This window comes from Actinosynnema sp. CA-299493 (genome assembly GCF_050946825.1).
In the GTDB taxonomy this organism is placed as follows: domain Bacteria; phylum Actinomycetota; class Actinomycetes; order Mycobacteriales; family Pseudonocardiaceae; genus Actinosynnema.
In genome coordinates this window covers 1971368-1989317 of the sequence record NZ_CP191993.1, presented here as the reverse complement: position 1 = coordinate 1989317, position 17950 = coordinate 1971368, and the positions used below count along the sequence as shown (strand labels likewise).

The 17950-nt window shown below is 72.7% G+C and carries 15 protein-coding genes; 10 read left to right on the top strand and 5 right to left on the bottom strand.

Annotated features, from left to right (window positions below; all coding sequences use genetic code 11):
* Positions 1-155 precede the first annotated feature (155 nt).
* Entirely contained in the window at positions 156-3356 is a 3201-nt protein-coding gene (locus ACQPYE_RS09695) for a S8 family serine peptidase (protein WP_498720684.1), read from the top strand.
* Between the two features lie 413 nt (positions 3357-3769).
* Here the strand turns inward: ACQPYE_RS09695 and hemQ are convergent, their stop codons facing one another.
* From hemQ to hemE, 3 genes are read right to left on the bottom strand one after another with little or no spacing between them, the layout of a single operon-like run.
* On the bottom strand, positions 3770-4462 hold the full coding sequence (gene hemQ / locus ACQPYE_RS09690) for a hydrogen peroxide-dependent heme synthase (RefSeq protein ID WP_498720683.1): 693 nt from the start codon (positions 4460-4462) through the stop codon (positions 3770-3772).
* A gap of 16 nt (positions 4463-4478) precedes the next feature.
* Positions 4479-5891, bottom strand: a complete 1413-nt coding sequence (gene hemG, locus ACQPYE_RS09685) for a protoporphyrinogen oxidase (protein WP_498720682.1) — start codon at positions 5889-5891, stop codon at positions 4479-4481.
* Positions 5888-6940, bottom strand: coding sequence for a uroporphyrinogen decarboxylase (gene hemE / locus ACQPYE_RS09680; RefSeq protein WP_498720681.1), 1053 nt, complete (start codon positions 6938-6940; stop codon positions 5888-5890). The genes hemG and hemE overlap by 4 nt, the downstream gene beginning before the upstream one ends.
* Before the next feature lie 97 nt (positions 6941-7037).
* Here hemE and ACQPYE_RS09675 point away from each other — a divergent pair, with 97 nt between their 5' ends.
* Complete coding sequence (locus tag ACQPYE_RS09675) at positions 7038-7574, top strand: DUF3000 domain-containing protein (RefSeq protein WP_498720680.1); 537 nt, start codon at positions 7038-7040, stop codon at positions 7572-7574.
* A 93-nt stretch (positions 7575-7667) separates the two neighbouring features.
* Here the strand turns inward: ACQPYE_RS09675 and ACQPYE_RS09670 are convergent, their stop codons facing one another.
* Positions 7668-8831, bottom strand: a complete 1164-nt coding sequence (locus tag ACQPYE_RS09670; protein ID WP_498720679.1) for a dipeptidase — start codon at positions 8829-8831, stop codon at positions 7668-7670.
* A gap of 254 nt (positions 8832-9085) precedes the next feature.
* Here ACQPYE_RS09670 and ACQPYE_RS09665 point away from each other — a divergent pair, with 254 nt between their 5' ends.
* Positions 9086-9802, top strand: coding sequence for a response regulator (locus tag ACQPYE_RS09665; RefSeq protein ID WP_053718177.1), 717 nt, complete (start codon positions 9086-9088; stop codon positions 9800-9802).
* A 67-nt stretch (positions 9803-9869) separates the two neighbouring features.
* Positions 9870-11114, top strand: a complete 1245-nt coding sequence (locus ACQPYE_RS09660) for an HRDC domain-containing protein (protein ID WP_498720677.1) — start codon at positions 9870-9872, stop codon at positions 11112-11114.
* Between the two features lie 75 nt (positions 11115-11189).
* On the opposite strand, the gene ACQPYE_RS09655 is transcribed toward ACQPYE_RS09660, so the two are convergent.
* Positions 11190-11849 (bottom strand): MerR family transcriptional regulator, encoded by a 660-nt coding sequence (locus ACQPYE_RS09655; RefSeq protein ID WP_498722872.1) that lies wholly within the window; start codon positions 11847-11849, stop codon positions 11190-11192.
* Positions 11850-11939: 90 nt separating this feature from the next.
* On the opposite strand from ACQPYE_RS09655, the gene ACQPYE_RS09650 reads away from it, so the two are divergent.
* The 6 genes from ACQPYE_RS09650 (at position 11940) to ACQPYE_RS09625 (ending at position 17691) form a co-directional block, all read left to right on the top strand.
* Entirely contained in the window at positions 11940-12863 is a 924-nt protein-coding gene (locus tag ACQPYE_RS09650; protein ID WP_498720676.1) for a hypothetical protein, read from the top strand.
* Positions 12860-13309 carry an ABA4-like family protein gene (locus ACQPYE_RS09645; protein ID WP_498720675.1) on the top strand — a complete coding sequence of 150 codons (450 nt, stop codon included), beginning with the start codon at positions 12860-12862 and terminating at the stop codon, positions 13307-13309. Before ACQPYE_RS09650 ends, ACQPYE_RS09645 begins: the two co-directional genes overlap by 4 nt.
* A gap of 83 nt (positions 13310-13392) precedes the next feature.
* Positions 13393-14613, top strand: a complete 1221-nt coding sequence (locus ACQPYE_RS09640) for a thiolase family protein (RefSeq protein ID WP_498720673.1) — start codon at positions 13393-13395, stop codon at positions 14611-14613.
* Positions 14610-16721 carry a 3-hydroxyacyl-CoA dehydrogenase NAD-binding domain-containing protein gene (locus ACQPYE_RS09635; RefSeq protein ID WP_498720671.1) on the top strand — a complete coding sequence of 704 codons (2112 nt, stop codon included), beginning with the start codon at positions 14610-14612 and terminating at the stop codon, positions 16719-16721. Before ACQPYE_RS09640 ends, ACQPYE_RS09635 begins: the two co-directional genes overlap by 4 nt.
* A gap of 64 nt (positions 16722-16785) precedes the next feature.
* Positions 16786-17172 carry an HNH endonuclease gene (locus ACQPYE_RS09630; protein WP_498720670.1) on the top strand — a complete coding sequence of 129 codons (387 nt, stop codon included), beginning with the start codon at positions 16786-16788 and terminating at the stop codon, positions 17170-17172.
* 42 nt (positions 17173-17214) lie between these two features.
* Entirely contained in the window at positions 17215-17691 is a 477-nt protein-coding gene (locus ACQPYE_RS09625; RefSeq protein ID WP_498722871.1) for a DUF3320 domain-containing protein, read from the top strand.
* Positions 17692-17950 lie beyond the last annotated feature (259 nt).

Here is a 17950-nt window from a genome sequence, read left to right as displayed (position 1 = left end):
TAGCGTCGAAGTGCTGGGGGGCGACGTCGGTTCGGTTCACCCGCATTTCGCTTCGCCTCCCGCAGGCGCGTTTCCGCGACGCGCTCAACCAGGTTCGGGAGGTATCTGCGTTGAACTCCAGATCACGAAGGCGCGGTGTCGCTTGGGGGGCCGCGGTGCTGGCGGTCGGACTGGCCGCCGGCGCCGCGACGGCCGTCGCGTCACCCGCACCACCGCCGGCGCCGGGCCGCATCGGCGGCGAGCGGCACACCGTCACCCTGGTCACCGGCGACCGGGTCGTCGTCGCCGGTGACTCGCTCCTGTCGGTCACACCGGGCCCGGACCGCGACCGGATCACGTTCCACCGGTTCCTGCGCGACGGCCGGCTGCACGTCATCCCGCGCGACGTCGCCCGGCCGCTCGCCGACGGCAAGCTGGACCTGCGCCTGTTCGACGTCACCGGGCTGGTGGAGGCGGGTTACGACGACGCGAGCCGCGACACCGTGCCGCTGATCATCACCGGCGACCAGCCGCGCACCGGTGGCGTCCAGGTCACCCGCGCGCTGCCCACCATCGGTTCGGTGGCCGCGCGCACCTCGAAGGCGGACACCGCGGCGGTGTTCCAGGGCCTGGTGCACGACCCGGGCGTGCGGAAGGTCTGGCTCGACGGCATCCGCAAGCCCAGCCTCGACCGCTCCGTCGCGCAGATCGGCGCGCCCACCGCCTGGCAGGCCGGGTACACCGGCAAGGGCGTGAAGGTCGCCGTGCTCGACAGCGGCGTGGACCAGGCGCACCCCGACCTGGCCGGCCGCGAGGTCTTGGAGCACAACTTCACCGAGGACCCCGACAACAGCGACCTGGTCGGCCACGGCACGCACGTCGCCGCCACGGTCGCCAGCGCCGGCGGGCGGTACCGGGGCGTCGCGCCGGAGGCGCAGATCCTCGACGGCAAGGTGTGCTCGCTGAACTGCGCCGAGTCCTGGATCGTCGACGGCATGCGGTGGGCCGCCGAGCAGGGCGCGGACGTGATCAACATGAGCCTCGGCGGCAGGGACACGCCGGACGTCGACCCGCTGGAGCAGGCGATCGAGACGCTCACGGCGCAGACCGGCACGCTGTTCGTGGTCGCGGCGGGCAACTCCGGCGCTCCCGGCACCCTCAGCTCGCCGGCCAGCGCGGACGCGGCCCTCGCCGTCGGCGCGGTCGAGCGGGACGACGGCATCGCGGACTTCTCCAGCCGGGGACCCCGCGTCGGCGACGGCGCGCCCAGGCCGGACATCACCGCGCCGGGCGTGGACATCGTCGCGGCCAGGTCCAGCACCGGCCAGATCGGCACCCCGGTCGGCGACGCCCACGTCGCCGTGTCCGGCACCTCGATGGCCACCCCGCACGTCGCGGGCGCGGCGGCGTTGATCGCGCAGCAGCACCCCGACTGGACGGGCGCGCAGATCAAGGCCGCACTCATGGCCTCCGCCAAGAACAACCCCGCCCTCACCGCCTTCGACCAGGGCACCGGCCGCGTCGACCTCACCAAGGCCATCACCACCACGGTGACCGCCGACCCGCCGTCGCTCGCGCTCGGCATCCACCAGTGGCCGCACGAGGACGACGTCGCGACCAGCAAGGTGTTCGCCGTCCGCAACACCGGCACGCAGCCGGTCACGCTCGACCTCACGGTCGACGCCAAGGGTCCCGGCGGCGCGCCCGTGCCGTCCGGCGTGTTCACCGTCAGCCCCGCCACGGTCACCGTGCCCGCGGGTGGCGAGACCGAGGTCACCGCCACCGCCGACACCAAGGCGGCGACCGCGGACGGCGCGTACAGCGGCACGGTCGTCGCCACCGGCGGCGGCGTCGTCCAGCTGCGCGTGCCGGTCGCCGTGCACCGGGAGGCCGAGAGCTACGACGTCACGTTCGACTTCATCGACGCGGAGGGCAGGACCGCGGTCGACTACTTCGCGCTGGTGATCGGCCTGGACAACGACCTGTCCCTGTTCCCGAGCGGCTCCGGCGGCAAGGCCTCCGCGCGGCTGCCCGTCGGCGAGTACCTGGTCGTGACCGAGGTGCTGACCGACGGCACGAAGAAAGCCGTGCTGCCGATGCCGAGCCTGCGCGTCGGCCGCGGCGCCACCTCGGTCACCGTGGACGCCCGCAAGGCGAAACCGATCTCCGTCACGTTCCCCGAGCCGAACGCGGAACCGCCGTTCGGCGACCTGCTGATCACCCGCAGCAGGGCCGGCCGGCTGCTCACGGCCATCGGCACGGGGGTCGCGGGCGGCTTCGACGGCACCATGTCGATCGGGCACCTCGGCCCCGAGCTGCCCGCCGCCGACCTGACCGTGATGCTGAGCACGCAGGCCACCGGCACACCGGTCGGCACGACGCCGGTGACCTACCGGCTCGCGTGGACCGAGCACGGCAAGGTGCCCACCGGCCTCGTCCGCGCGCCGACCAAGCGGCAACTGGCCGAGGTGCGGTCGGACTTCGGCCCCGGACCGGCGGGCAAGCAGTACGGCTACGCCGGCTTCCCGGTGCTGCACGCCGCGTTGGGCGGTTTCAGCCTCGACGCCGCGGTGACGTCGTCGGGCAAGTCCATCGACTACGTCGGCACACCGTCGGGCGTCGAGTGGGGGTGGTTGCTCACGCAGTTCGGCGAGGGCGGGATCGAGGCCCAGCTCGACTCGACGCTGCGCGCCTACCAGCCGGGACGCACGCACCGGGAGCGGTTCAACCACCCGGTGTTCGGACCGGCCGTGCCCGCCGTCCGGTTCCCGTACCTGGCCAGGACGGGCGACGTGGTCGACTTCTCGCTGCCCCTGTTCGGCGACCGGGACGGCAACCTCGGCCGGTCGCTGACCTCGTCGGCCCGGACCACGTTGCTGCGCGACGGGATCGTGGTCGGTGAGACGGACCAGCCGGCCAGTGGCCGGTTCGCCGTGCCGCCGGGCACGGCCGGCTTCCGCCTCGAAACGGAGGCCGTGCGCACGCCGGGCGTCTCGGAGTTCACCGCGGCGGTCAGCGGCGCGTGGACGTTCCGCTCGGACACCGCGCCGGGCGACCTGGCCACGCCGCTGCCGTTGACCGTGGTCCGGTTCACCCCCGCGCTCGACGCGAACGGCGTCGCGCCCGCCGGCCGGGTGCTGCGGGTGCCGCTCGTGGTCGAGCAGCAGCAGGGCGCGGCCAACGGCCGGGTCGGCCGGGTCGGGGTCGAGGTGTCCTTCGACGACGGCAAGTCGTGGTCGTCGGCGGCCGTGGTCGGGCGCACCGCCTTCGTGCGCAACCCCGCCACCGCCGGGTACGCGTCGCTGCGCGTCAAGGGCACGGACAGCTCGGGCAACACGTTCGAGCAGACCGTGATCCGCGCGTACAAGATCGGTTAGGCGGAAGGGGGCATCCGCGCACGCGGGTGCCCCCCTTCCCGAGGGACTCCACGCAGCCGGATTCGGGAGGCAACTGCCTTGACCGCGAGAGCACGACGAGTCACCACGTGTCCTTGCGGAAGATCGAACCGCCCTCGTCCGGGTCGTCGTCCACCGGAGGGCGGCGCGCGGGCGGGCGGCCTGCTCAACATGGGCAAGGACGTCTACGGCTGCGCCACCCGCGAAGACTGGCCGTGCCGCTGATCAACGACTTCACGATCTGGGGCGACGACGCCCGCGCGCTGCTGCGCCCCGGCGAGGAGCTGCCGGCGCTGACGTCGGCGAACATCGCCTACGGATCGCGCAGCGGCGCGGAGCCGGACTTCTGGGCCACGCCGGTCGGCCAGGCGATGCGCCGGGCCGACCGGCCGCCCTTACGGCAGGTTCGTGACCAGCTCGGCGGCCGGCACGCGGGTGCCGGTGTAGAACGGCACCTCCTCGCGCACGTGGCGACGCGCCTCCGTGCCGCGCAGGTGCCGCATGAGGTCGACGATGCGGTGCAGCTCGTCGGCCTCGAACGCCAGCATCCACTCGTAGTCGCCCAGCGCGAACGACGCGACCGTGTTCGCCCGCACGTCCGGGTAGTCCCGCGCCTCCTTGCCGTGGTCGGCGAGCATGCGGCGGCGGTCCTCCTCCGGCAGCAGGTACCACTCGTAGGACCGCACGAACGGGTACACGCACACGTACTTGCGCGCTTCCTCGCCCGCCAGGAAGGCCGGGATGTGGCTGCGGTTGAACTCGGCGGGCCGGTGCAGCGCGACCTGGCTCCACACCGGGGTGGACACGCGGCCGACGGCGGTGCGGCGGAACCCGGAGTAGGCCTGCTGGACCTGCTCGATCTCCTCGGCGTGCCACCAGATCAGGTAGTCGGCGTCCGCGCGCAGGCCCGCCACGTCGTACACGCCGCGCACCACGACGCCCTTGGACTCCAAGCCGTCCAGGTACTCCTGCGCCTCGGCCGCGGCCGGACCGCGGTCGTCGGGCAGGCGACCGGGCTCCACCCGGAAGACCGACCACATGGTGTAGCGGATGGTGTCGTTGAGTTCGTTGTAGTTCAGGCGGGCCATGGCCCAATCCTCTCACTCAGTGAACACCGCTGAGCACGTGAGTGGCGACACGGACGGCCGCCGCGTCACCCGTGGCGATGCACGCGGGGATGCCGACGCCGTGCAGCGTGGCGCCCGCCACGGCCAGGCCGGGCACGGCGTGGACCGCGTCCTCGATGCCCTGGACCAGGTCCAGGTGGCCGACGCCGTACTGGGGCAGGCCGCCGCCCCAGCGGGTGACCGCGACGTCGATCGGCTGGGCCGTGACGCCGGTCAGCGCGCGCAGGTCGTGCCGGACGGCCGCGACCAGCTCGTCGTCGTCGCGCTGCACCAGGTGCGCCTCGCCGTGCCTGCCGACGCTGCCGCGCACCAGCACGGGCTCGCCGGCCAGGTGCGCCCACTTGCGGCTGGAGAAGGTGAACGCCTTCGCGGTGAACGGCACGCCGTCAGCTGTCCGCTCGTCCTCGGCCAGCAGCACGCCGGACCGCTCGGGCAGCGCCGTGCCGGGCGGCAGGGCCAGCGCGACCACCGCCATCGACGCCAGCTCGACCTCGCCGTAGCGGCGGGACGCGGCGGGCGCGACGTCGGCGAGCAGTTTGCGCGCGGCGGGCGCGGGCACGGCGAGCACCACGCCGTCCACGTCCAGGTGCGCCGGCGCGGCGGCGGAGCCGATCTCCAGCCGCCAGCCGTGCTCGCGGCGGACCAGCGCGCGCACCGGCAGGCCGAGCCGGATCTCGGCCGACTCCGCCAGCCGGTCGACCACCGTCGACAGGCCGTCGCGCAGCGTGCCGAAGACCGGCGGTCGGGCGACCCCCGGCGGGGGTGGCGGGGGAACCGCGGTCGCGGCGGCGGCCAGCAGCGAACCGACGCCCGAGTCGAGCGCGCGGGCCAGCTGCGGCATGGTCGCGCGCAGTCCGAGCGCGTCGGCGCGGCCCGCGTAGACACCGCCGAGCAGCGGCCCGACCAGGCGTTCCCCCACCTCGGGCCCGAACCGCTCGCGCAGCAGCGCGCCCACGGACACGTCGGCGCCGTCCAGCCGGATCGGCGGCAGGTCGGGTTCGGCGGCGACCCGGCGCAGGCCCTCGTGCGACAGCACCTGGCGCACGGCGTCGACCGACGCGGGGACACCCATCAGGGTGTGCCCGGGGATGGGCCGGGTGTCGCCGCCGGCGTGGACGCTCGCCCGCGCGTCCGTGGGGTGGACCAGGCCGTCGGCCAGGCCCAGCTCGGCGATCAGCCCGGTGGCCTCGGGGCGGCGGTGCAGGAACGCCTCCGCGCCCACGTCGTAGGCACGCCCGCCGACCTCGGCGGTGCGCAGCTTGCCGCCCAGCCGCTCGGCCTGCTCGATCACGGTGATCTCGGCGCGCGGACCGAGCAGCAGGCGCAGCCGGTGCGCGGCGGCGAGGCCGGAGATCCCACCCCCGACCACCGCCACTCGCGGCGCGCTCATGCGGACCGGTGCACCAGCTCGACGGCCCGGGTGATCACGTCCGGGTCGGTGTCGGGCAGCACGCCGTGACCGAGGTTGAAGATGTGCCCGGCGGCGGCGCGGCCCTCGCGCTTGATCCGCTCGACCTCCCGTTCCAGCGCGGGCAGGCCCGCGAACAGCAGGGCCGGGTCGAGGTTGCCCTGGACCACCGGCTTCGGCAGGTCGGGCGCGGCCCGCTCCAGCCGCTCGACCGCGACGTCCAGCGGCGTGCGCCAGTCGACGCCGACCACGTCCGCGCCCGCCTCGCGCATCGCGGGCAGCAGCTCGCCCGTGCCGACGCCGAAGTGGATGCGCGGCACGCCGCTGACGCTCTGGAGCACCCTGGTCGAGTGCGGGAGCACGAACTCCCGGTAGTCGCGCTCGGACAGCGCGCCCGCCCACGAGTCGAACAGCTGGACCGCCTTCACGCCCGCGCGCACCTGCACCCGCAGGAACTCTGCGGTGATGTCCGCCAGCCGGGCCAGCAGCGCGTGCCACAGGTGCGGGTCGCCGTGCATGAGGGCCTTGGTGCGCTCGTGGTGCTTGCTCGGGCCGCCCTCGACCAGGTACGAGGCCAGGGTGAACGGCGCGCCGGCGAAGCCGATCAGCGGCACGTCCCCGAGCTCGGCGTTGAGCAGCCCGATCGCGTCGACCACCGGGCGCACCTGCTCCTCGTGCAGCTCGGGGATGGCCTTGACGTCGGACTCCGTCGAGATCGGCTTGGCCACCACCGGGCCGGTGCCCGGAACGATGTCCAGGTCCACGCCGGCGGCCTTGAGCGGCACGACGATGTCGGAGAACAGGATCGCGCCGTCCACGTCGTGGCGGCGGACCGGCTGGAGGGTGATCTCGCAGACCATCTCCGGGTCCATGCAGGCGTCCAGCATCGCGGTGCCTTCGCGCAGCTTGCGGTACTCCGGCAGGGAGCGGCCCGCCTGGCGCATGAACCAGACCGGGGTGCGTGACGGCCTGCCGCCGCGCGCGGCGACGAGCAACGGGGCTTCGGTGATGTCGTTCATCTCGTCCTCCATCGTCCCACGGGCTGGGCCGGGGACGTCTTCGGGCGGCGTCTCCAGGCGCGGCGTGCCGCGCTCACGTTCCGAGGTTTAGGGGCCTACAGTCCGTGGTGTGACGGAGCCCGAACTGTTCCAGCGGGCGGTGGGGACGCTCCGGTCGGTGCGAACCCGACCTGAACTGGAGTTGACCGAGGTGCGCCCGCCGCAACGGCTGGCGCCTTGGTCCTTCGCGTTGACCGCGGAGGTGACCGGGCCCGCCGACGAGCTGTCCACGGGACGGCTGGTGCTGCTGCACGACCCGGGCGGGGTCGAGGCGTGGTCGGGTGTGTTCCGGCTGGTCGCCTACGTGCGGGTGGAGCTGGACGCAGAACTGGCCGCCGACCCCCTGCTGCCCGAGGTGGGCTGGTCGTGGCTGGTGGAGGCGCTGGAGGTGGCCGGGGCGGAGTTCCTGGCGCTGGGCGGGACCGTCACGCAGACGTCGTCGGCGAGGTTCGGCGACATCGCCGGCCCGGCTCGCACGGACGACCTGGAACTGCGCGCCTCCTGGACCGCCCGGACCGCCGACCTGGCCGCCCACGGCACCGCGTTCTTCGACGTCATGGCCACCGCCGTGGGCCTGCCGCCGGTGGGCGTGTCGACCCTGCGCTGACCAGCGAGTCCTTGCCGAGCCGTCGCGCGGACGGAGCCGTCGTCGTGCAGCGGTCGTCGTGCAGCCGGCATCGTGGGGCCGTCGGAGCGGCGCTCAGTCGTTGGCGCGGAGCACGCGCAGGGCGTTTAGGCCGGCGAGCTTGGCGCAGTCGTCCTCGCTCCAGCCCCGGTCCAGCAGGGCGCCGATCAGGTCCGGGTAGCGGGAGACGTCCTCCATGCCCTCCGGCAGGGCCCGCGTCCCGTCGTAGTCGCCGCCCAGGCCGATGTGGTCGATGCCGGCCACCTCCCGGGCGTGATCCAGGTGGGCGAGGACGTCGTCCACGGTGACGCGGGGTGTCGGACCGGCATCCGGCCACGTGTCCGCGAACCGGTTGCGGGCGTCGAGGTCGTTGTGGTTCTCCCCCGCCGCTCCCATGGCCTCCCTGAGCCGGGCGTCCCAGTCGACGTGGGCCTGCGACAGGAACTGCGGCACGAACGTCACCATGCACACGCCGTCGTTGTCCCTGAGCCGCGCCAGCACGTCGTCCGGCACGTTGCGGGGGTGGTCGGCGACCGCACGGCACGACGAGTGGCTGAAGAGCACCGGCCGCGTGGAGACCTCCAGGGCGTCCCGCATGGTGGACGGCGCGACGTGCGACAGGTCGACCAGCATCCCGATGCGGTTCATCTCCCGCACCACGTCACGCCCGAAGTCGGTCAGCCCGCCGTGCACGGGCTCGTCCGTCGCCGAGTCCGCCCACGGCGTGTTCTCGTTGTGGGTGAGCGTCATGTAGCGCACGCCGAGCCGCCGCAGCGCGCGCAACACGCCCAACGACCCGTTGATGCTGTGTCCGCCCTCCGCGCCGATCAGGGAGGCTATCCGCCCGTCCTGGAAGGCCCGTTCAGCCTCGTCGGCGGTGGTCGCGATGCGCAGGTGGTCGGGGTAGCGCGCGGCGAGGTCGTGCACCAGGTCGACCTGCTCCAGCACGGCGGTGACGGCTGCGTCGCCCGCCAGCCGGCAGGGCACCCAGACGGACCAGAACTGCATGCCCAACCGGCCGTCGCGCGCCCGCGCCAGGTCGGTCTGGAGGGCGGGCTGCCGGACCGCCAGGTCGACCGCCGAGACGGGCGAAACCGGATCACCGGCTGTTGACTTTTCACCGAATTGCCCCGAGGCGGCGAGATCGCGCAGCGCCCACGGCAGGTCGTTGTGCCCGTCGACGAGGGGCACCCGGGCCAGCAGTTCCTCGGCCCGGGCTCGACCTGTGGTGCTCGCCACCCGCAACTCCTTGATGTCGTCGTGAGAACCGCTCGCGTTACGTGCCCGATCGAGTTGTCAGCCGATCGTGTGACAGCGGGGGCCAACAGTGACAACTCATTCGGGATAGATACCCGATTGATCGTCCCGTAGACCCGCTTGGGCGGCTACGCTGCCCCAGACGACACCACTTTCGGTCGATCAGTGGCGCGGCTGATTGGCCGAAAGTCCCGGTGCCGGTCGGGGGGCACGACCGACTCCAGGGAGGTAGTGACGTGGCTGCCGTCGGCTTAGGTCAGGCCGTTCGTACCACGCCAGCCGGCACGTTGCCGGCGAACATGGTCCCGCACCCGCGGGAGGAGCTTTTTTCAGTGCTGGTGGTCGACGACCACCCACTGCTGAGGGAGGCGATATCGGCTCGGCTCACCCAGATGGGAGCCGGGACAGTGCATGAGGCGGCTTCGGTCGCGGAGGCTCGGGCGCGGGCACTCGCTACCGGACCGTGCGACCTCGCGATCCTCGATCTGGGTCTGCCGGATGGCACCGGCATCGACCTGGTCACGGAACTCCGTGCCCAGGGCTGGCCCCGCATCGTGGTCCTCGCGTCCTCCGACGACCCCTACGCGGTCAGGTCGGCCTTCCAGGCAGGCGCTCAGGCGTACCTGCTGAAGTCCGCCTCGCCGATGGTGGTCACCGACGGGGTGCGCAGGGTCCTCGACGGCGGCGTCTACGCAGACCCGAGCGTCGCGCCCGTGCTCGCCGCGGGCACGAGGGTGCCGGGCACCGACAACACGCCGCGGGAGCTTTCCGCACGTGAGGTCGAGGTCCTGCAGCTGGTCGCCGATGGCCAGAGCAACAAGGAGATCGGCGAAGCGCTCAGCCTTTCCGCGCTGACGGTGAAGTCTCACCTATCGCGGATCGGGCGCAAGCTGGGCACAGGTGATCGGGCTCAGATGGTGGCGCTGGCCATGCGTGCCGGCGTGATCCGCTGAGCAGGTCGGCACACTGAACCGGCCGAACACACCCGCGAGTGGTGCGTTCGTCGTAGGGTCTTCCGCCGTGGACGTACCCTCCGACGAGCCAACCGAACCAACCGGTGCTGATCCGGTGCCGCTGGTGGAACCCGCTGACGGCGTTCCACCTGTCGTCGCCGACGCACCGTCGCTCCGGCGTGCCGCTGATGCGCTCGCCGGAGCGACGGGTCCGGTTGCGGTGGACACCGAGCGAGCCTCGGGATACCGCTACTCGCAACGCGCTTACCTGGTGCAACTGCGCCGGGAAGGCGCCGGGACCGTGCTGGTCGACCCGATCGCCCTCGGCGGTCGGCTCGATCCGCTGGTCGAGGCGCTGGACGGGACCGAGTGGGTGTTGCACGCGGCGTCGCAAGACCTGCCGTGCCTCGCCGAACTCGACCTGCGTCCGAGCGTGTTGTTCGACACCGAGCTGGCGGGCAGGCTGGCCGGCTTCGAACGGGTGGCGCTGGGCACGCTCGTCGAGCGGTTGTTGGGCTACCGGTTGGAGAAGGGGCACGGCGCGGCCGACTGGTCACGCCGCCCCCTTCCCGCCGATTGGCTGAACTACGCCGCCCTCGACGTCGAACTGCTGGTCGAGCTGCGTGACGTGCTCGAACAGGAGCTCAAGCGGCAGGGGAAGCTGGAGTGGGCGCTCGAGGAGTTCGAGGCGGCCCGCACGGCACCCCTGCCGCGTCCGCGCGCCGAACCGTGGCGACGCACGTCGGGCATCCACCGGATCCGCAGTCCCCGGCAGCTGGCCGCGGTGCGGGCGCTGTGGGAGGCGCGTGACGCGCTGGCCCGTGAGCGCGACATCGCGCCGGGTCGGGTGCTGCCGGACGCCGCGCTGGTCGACGCCGCCGTGAAGAACCCCGCCGACGAGGCCGCGCTGCTCGCGTTGCCGGTGTTCCGGGGACGGGCGCAACGGCGCATGGTCGGCGTGTGGTTGGGCGCGTTGCAACGCGCCGCCGCTCTGCCGCGCAACGAGCTGCCGGAGCCCTCACAGCAGCACGACGGCCCGCCGCCGGCCAACCGGTGGGCGGACAAGGACCCGGTCGCCGCGGCCCGTCTGGCCGCCGCACGGACCGCTCTGGCGGCCGTCGCCGAGGCGAACACCCTGCCGGTGGAGAACCTGCTGCTGCCCGACCTCGTGCGGCGCACGTGCTGGCAGCCGCCGGCCGACACCTCACCGGAGGGCGTGGCCGCCGCCCTGCGCGACGGCGGCGCCCGCAACTGGCAGATCACCCTGACCTCCACCGCCCTCTCCACCGCCCTGACCCCACCCCCCGCCTGACCCGCGAGTCCTACCTCTAGAACACGAGAGTCCAACGCTCAGGACGCGAGAGTCCTACGTTCGGAACACCCGAGTTCAACGCTCGGGGTCGGCGTCGTCCGGCCCCGAGCGGGGTGGTCCTTCGGCGTGGCGAAGGCCGGACAGCTCGCGGCGGGCCAGGGCGCACACGGCGGCCATCGCGGCGTCGCCCAGCACGGTGCCCACGACGACGCCCTCCAGCGCCTCGTCCGTCGACTTGGCGCTCAACGCGTAGCCCAGGTCGGCCTCGGCCAACGGCCGCGCGGCGGCGGCGTACGCGTCCAGCAGCTCCACGAACCGCGGGTGCCCGACCTCCCGCGCCGCCGCCAGCACCCCCACCAGCGCCTTGTAGGCGTACGACGAGGGACGGCACACCCACCCCTGTCGCTCCACGAACGCCTGCGCCTGCGCGTGCGCCACCTCGTCGTCGCTGCCGAGGTCCGGCGGCGCGACCGCGGCCGAGATCGTGCCCATCGCCTTGTGCAGCGACTTCTCCGGGTCGTCCAGCGCGCCGAGCACCTCGCGCACGGCCGCGATCGACAGCCCGCCCAGCTCGACCATGGCCCGCACGAGCCGCAGCCGGTGCAGGTGCTCCTCGGAGTACCTGGCCTGGTTCGGGCTGGTCAGCTCCCCGGCCGGCAGCAGCCCTTCCCGCAGGTAGTACTTGATCGTCGGCACGGGAACGCCGCTGCGGCGGCCCAACTCGGCGATGCGCATCGGCACGGCCCCTTCCTAAGACGGCCACCAGTATGGATACTCTTGCTATCCGATAGTAGAAAGTACTGCTATCCGAACTAGGAGCCGTCCATGACCCGCTTCCTCCGCCGGCACCCGCCGCTGGCGCTGTTCTCCCTGCTGATGGTCGCCGTGACCCTGGTCTCACTGGGCGGGCTGATCTTCGACGACCGGATTCTGGCCGGGTCCCCGATCTGGTTCAAGCCGCTCAAGTTCGGCATCTCACTCGCCCTGTACGGCGTCACGCTCGCCTGGATGCTCACCCTGACCACCCGCCTGCGCCGGGTCGGCCGGTGGGCCGGGACGGTGATCGCGCTCACCGGCACGGTCGAGGTGGCCGTCATCGTCGGCCAGGTCGTCCGCGGCAGGCAGAGCCACTTCAACGTCGCCACCCCGTTGGACGCGCTGCTGTGGCAGGCCATGGCCGTCACCATCGTGACCCTGTGGGTGATGCACGCGGTGATCGCCGTCGCGCTGGTCCTGTCCCGGTTCGCCGACCCCGTCGCGGGCGCCGCGGTCCGGCTGGGGCTGCTGCTGTCGCTGGTCGGCCTCGGCCTCGGCTTCCTGATGACGTCACCCGCACCCGGCCAGGATCCCAGGGCGGGCATCGTCGGGGCGCACAGCGTCGGCGTGCCGGACGGCGGTCCGCAGCTCGCGCTGACCGGCTGGTCCGCCACCGGCGGCGACCTGCGCATCCCGCACTTCGTCGGCATGCACGCCCTGCAGGTCCTCCCGCTGCTCGTGGTCCTCTTCGGCCGGCGCGCGAACCTCGGACTCGTCCGGGGCCTGGCGATCGGCTACGCGGGCCTGGTGGCCCTGGTCACGTGGCAGGCGCTGCGCGGCCAGCCGCTGCTGCGCCCGGACCTGCTCACCGCGCTGGGCGCGGCGGTCGTGGTGACGTGGACCGCCGCGGTGGTCGTGCGGACCCTGCGCGCGCCCGCCACGCCCGCCGTGCCCACCACGCCCGCGACCGGGCACGAGAGGGTGTCGGCATGACCGGCTTGCTGTTCCAGCTCACGTTCTGGCTCACCGTGCCGTTCTGGGGCCTGATGATCTTCGCCCCGAAGTCGGCGGTGACCGCCAGGGTCGCCTCCTCGCCGCTGATCGCGGTGCCGCCGCTGGTCGTCTACGGGATCCTCGTCGCCGCGCACCTGCCGCAGCTCTGGGCGACGATGAGCAGTCCGGACCTGGACGCGCTGCGGGAGTTCCTGGCCACTTCGTGGGGCGCCTCGGCGATCTGGGCGCAGGTGATCGCGTGGGACCTGCTGATCGGCGCGTGGATGTACCGGGAGAGCCGTCGCCTGGGGCTGCACCCGCTGCTCATGGGCCCGCTGCTGGTGCTCACGATCGTCCTGTCCCCGTTCGGGTTCGGGCTGTTCCTGGCCATCCGGGCGGCCTGTGACCGACCCGACAGGGCGACCACGGTGGTTACCGGTCAGTAACAGGGGCTAGAGTTGTGTTACCGATCGGTAGGAGTCGCGCCCGACCGCTCGGGCGAATCGTCATCACAAGCGGAGGAGACGCCGTGGCCGCACCAGTAGCGCCGGCACGCGTTCGAAACGTGGTCTTCGTGGACGGCGTGCGCACGCCGTTCGGCAAGGCCGGCCCCAAGGGAATCTTCGCGGAGACCCGTGCCGACGACCTGGTCGTCAAGGTGATCCGCGAGCTGCTGCGCCGTCACCCCGAACTGCCGCCGGAGCGGGTCGACGAGGTGGCCATCGCCGCCACCACGCAGATCGGCGACCAGGGCCTGACCATCGGCCGCACCGCCGCGCTGCTCGCGGGCCTGCCCAAGTCGGTGCCCGGCTACGCCGTCGACCGGATGTGCGCGGGCGCGATGACGGCCGTGACGACGTCCGCCAGCGGCATCGCGTTCGGCGCGTACGACGTGGTGATCGCGGGCGGTGTCGAGCACATGGGCCGCCACCCGATGGGCGAGGGCGTCGACCCCAACCCGCGGTTCCTGTCGGACAAGATCGTGGACCCGTCCGCGCTCGTCATGGGCTCGACGGCGGAGAACCTGCACGACCGGTTCCCGCACCTGACAAAGGAGCGCACGGACGCGTTCGCGGCGGCGTCGCAGGCCAAGTACGCCGACGCGGTGAAGAACGGCAAGATCGGCCCGGAGTTCGTGCCGGTCGCGACCCGTTCGGCGGAGAACGGCTGGGGCCTGGCCACCGCCGACGAGCCGCCGCGCCCCGGCACCACGGTCGAGGACCTGGCCAAGCTGAAGACGCCGTTCCGCCCGCACGGCCGGGTCACCGCGGGCAACGCGGCCGGCCTGAACGACGGCGCGACCGGCTGCATCCTGGCCGAGGAGGAGACCGCGCGCGAGCTCGGCCTGCCGGTCGGCATGCGCCTGGTCGGCTACTCGTTCATGGGCGTCGAGCCCGAGGTCATGGGCGTCGGCCCGGTGCCGGCGACCGAGAAGGCCCTCAAGCGCGCGGGCCTGTCCATCGAGGACATCGGCCTGTTCGAGATCAACGAGGCGTTCGCCGTGCAGGTGCTCGCCTTCCTCGACCACTTCGGCATCGCCGACGACGACCCGCGGGTCAACCAGTGGGGCGGCGCGATCGCCACCGGCCACCCGCTCGCGTCCTCGGGCGTGCGCCTGATGACCCAGCTGTCGCGGCAGTTCGCCGAGCGCCCCGACGTGCGCTACGGCATCACGACCATGTGCATCGGCATCGGCATGGGCGGGACCGTCATCTGGGAGAACCCGCGCTGGAACGGAGAGTCGAAGTGACCGCGTTGACCGCTGACGAGGCCAAGGCCCTGTTCCCCGACGAGGTCGTGACCCACGCCCGCACCCGGCTGGTCTCCGTGCCCGGTGTCGACGGCCAGGTCGCGCTCATCACCATCGACAACGGCCACGACCACACCCGGCCGTCCACGTTCGGCCCGCAGTCGCTGGTGAGCCTGAGCGCGGCGTTCGACGAGGCCGCGGCGGCGTCACCGGCGGCGATCGCGGTCACCGGCAAGCCGTTCGTCTTCGCCGTGGGCGCCGACCTGACGGCCGTCGAGGGCGCCTCCGAGCGCTCGCAGGCCGTGACGATCGGGCAGCTCGGGCACGACGTGTTCCGCAAGTTCACCGAGTCGGCCGTGCCGACCTTCGCGTTCGTCAACGGCGCGGTGATGGGCGGCGGGCTGGAGCTGGCGCTGTCGTGCCACTACCGGACGCTGGCGTCCAACGCGGCGGCCATCGCGCTGCCCGAGGTGTTCCTCGGCCTGTTCCCCGGCTGGGGCGGCACGCAGCTGCTGCCGAACCTGATCGGCGCGAACGACGCGGTCACCGTGATCTTCGAGAACGCGTTGAACCAGAACAAGATGCTCAACCCCAAGCAGGCGTTGGACCTGGGCATCGCGGACGTGCTGTTCGACTCCGCAGACTACCTGGAGCAGTCGCTGCTGTGGCTGGCCTCCGTGGTGCGCGGCGACGTCGTGCCCGCTCGCCGTGAGATCGACCGCGGCGCGGGCTGGGACGCCGCCGTGGCGCGGGCGAAGGCCATCGTCGACGGCAAGACCAAGGGCGCGGCGCCGGGCGCGCTGAAGGCGTTGGAGCTGCTGGAGCTGGCGCGCGCCAACGACCTGGACGCCGGGTACGCGGCGGAGACCGAGGCGCTGGCGGACGTCGTGATGAGCGACGAGCTGCGGGCCGGGCTGTACTCGTTCAACCTGGTGCAGAAGCGGGCCAAGCGGCCGGCGGGCGCGCCGGACAAGTCGTTGGCGCGCAAGGTCACCAAGGTCGGCGTCGTCGGCGCGGGCCTGATGGCGTCGCAGATGGCGCTGCTGTTCGCGCGGCGGCTGGAGGTGCCGGTGGTGCTCACCGACATCGACCAGGCGCGCGTGGACAAGGGCGTCGGGTACGTGCACGGCGAGATCGACAAGCTGCTGGGCAAGAAGCGGGTGTCGCCGGACCACGCGAACCGGCTCAAGGCGCTGGTGAGCGGCTCGCTGGACAAGGCGGCGTTCGCGGACGCGGACTTCGTCATCGAGGCCGTGTTCGAGGACCTCGGCGTGAAGCAGAAGGTGTTCGCCGAGGTCGAGGAGTTCGTCTCGGCCGAGGCCGTGCTGGCGACCAACACGTCGTCGCTGTCGATCACCGAGATGGCGGCGGGCCTCAAGCACCCCGAGCGGGTCGTCGGCTTCCACTTCTTCAACCCGGTCGCGATCATGCCGCTGCTGGAGATCGTGCGCGCCGGGCAGACCGACGACGCGACGCTGGCGACCGCGTTCGCGGTGGGCAAGCAGCTGAAGAAGTCGTCCGTGCTGGTGAAGGACGCCCCGGCGTTCGTGGTGAACCGGCTGCTGACCCGGTTCATGGGCGAGGTCGTGAAGTCGATCGACGAGGGCACGCCGTTCGAGGTGGCGGACAAGGCCACCGAGCCGCTGGGCCTGCCGATGTCGCCGCTGATCCTGCTGCAGCTCGTCGGCCCCGCCGTCGCGCTGCACGTGGCGGAGACGATGAACCACGCCTTCCCCGACCGCTTCGGCGTGTCGGAGAACATGAGGCGGTTCGTCGAGGCCGGCAAGACCGCCGTGTACCAGTGGGACTCGGCGGGCAAGCAGAGCGTCGACCCCGAGGTGCAGGCGCTGTGGTCGTTCGGCGACCAGCCGCTGACCGGTGACGAGGTCTTCGCGCGGGCGCTGGAGGCGTTGGCCGAGGAGATCCGGATCATGCTCGACGAGGGCGTGGTGGCGGAGGCGCAGGACATCGACCTGTGCATGATCCTGGGCGCCGGCTGGCCGTTCTGGCTGGGCGGCATCACCCCCTACCTGGACCGCTCGGGCATCTCGGAGAAGGTGACGGGCAAGCGCTTCCTGGCCCCCGGCACCGCCTCTGTGCCTGCCTGACCTCCAGTCCCCTGCGCCCCGGCCGTCGTGCGACAGCCGGGGCGCAGTGCTTTTCTGGTAGTCGATGCCCGATCCCACCACCGCCCGCGACCGCGCCGCCCGCCTCGCCGAGGTCATCCTCCGCGACGGTGACGACTGCACCTGGTGCCGCCGCCCGTTCGCCGGTCACGTCACCCCCACCACGGACCACCTGGTGCCGAAGCTCAAGGGCGGCCCGTCGTGGCAGGAGAACGAAGTCGCCGCCTGCCGCCGCTGCAACCGCGAGCGCGGCCACACCTCCCCGGCCGACTGGCTGACCGAGTGCGAACGCCGCGGCTGGCACCCCGACCGCGCCCGCGTGACCGACCTCCTCGAAGCCCTGGCCCGGACCATCGCGGACCGCGGCGGCCAACGCCGCGCCCGCCCCTACCTGACCGCCCAACTCCGCCGCCTGAACCGTGCCGGCGCGTGAACCGTGCCGGCGCGTGAACCGTGCCGGCGCGTGAACCCCGCAATGCACGAGGCCGAGGCGCAAGGTCACCTGAGCGGCTTGATCGAGGCCGTCGTGCGCCAGGAGGGTCCGGTCCACGAGGAGCGGGTGCTCACCACCATCCGCACCGCTTGGGGCATCTCCAGGTCCGGGACCCGGGTCCGGGACGCCTTCAACCGCGCGGTGACCTCCTTGGCACGCGGTTCGCTCGACCGGGACCGCTCGGGTTTCCTCCGGGGCCGCGAAGCCGCTTTGGACGCCGTGAGGGTGCCGGTGGCCGACGACGAGGACACCAGCGGCCGGTCAAGCACCTGCCCCGGAGGAACTGCGGCTGGCGGTCGGCAGGTTCATCGCGGACGCGCACCCGATCACCCGCGAGGAGTTGACCACCAGGGTGGCCCGGCTGTTCGGCTGGGCACGCCCGGGGCCGGACATCCGCGCCGCGCTGGAGGACGCCGTCGACGCGCTCCTGGCCGACGGCTCGGTTTCCGAGGCCGGTGATCGGCTCATCCCCGCGTCTGATCGGCGGAGGCCGGCCGCGGCGCCGTCCAGCCCTCCGATGACGGACGCGCCCACCGACACACAACCCGGTCCCAGACCGACACCCCGGCTGTGGCAGCACCACGCAACAGGCTGGGAACCGCCTCTCGCATGAGGCCGCGACCGCGACCGTCTGACGAGTGAGGAGCCACCGCTCCGAGGTGCCCGCCGGCGCGCAGTTCCGGGATCGGCTGCGGCCCACTCCGCCACCCCGCTACAT

Excerpts from the sequence above, each read along its gene's own strand:
- ACQPYE_RS09645 (WP_498720675.1), top strand. The coding sequence starts at position 12,860 with ATGACCGGCTTGCTGTTCCAGCTCACGTTCTGGCTCACCGTGCCGTTC.
- ACQPYE_RS09630 (WP_498720670.1), top strand. The coding sequence starts at position 16,786 with ATGCCCGATCCCACCACCGCCCGCGACCGCGCCGCCCGCCTCGCCGAG.
- hemG (WP_498720682.1), bottom strand. The coding sequence starts at position 5,891 with ATGAGCGCGCCGCGAGTGGCGGTGGTCGGGGGTGGGATCTCCGGCCTC.
- hemE (WP_498720681.1), bottom strand. The coding sequence starts at position 6,940 with ATGGAGGACGAGATGAACGACATCACCGAAGCCCCGTTGCTCGTCGCC.
- ACQPYE_RS09625 (WP_498722871.1), top strand. The coding sequence starts at position 17,215 with ATGCACGAGGCCGAGGCGCAAGGTCACCTGAGCGGCTTGATCGAGGCC.
- hemQ (WP_498720683.1), bottom strand. The coding sequence starts at position 4,462 with ATGGCCCGCCTGAACTACAACGAACTCAACGACACCATCCGCTACACC.
- ACQPYE_RS09650 (WP_498720676.1), top strand. The coding sequence starts at position 11,940 with ATGACCCGCTTCCTCCGCCGGCACCCGCCGCTGGCGCTGTTCTCCCTG.
- ACQPYE_RS09655 (WP_498722872.1), bottom strand. The coding sequence starts at position 11,849 with ATGCGCATCGCCGAGTTGGGCCGCCGCAGCGGCGTTCCCGTGCCGACG.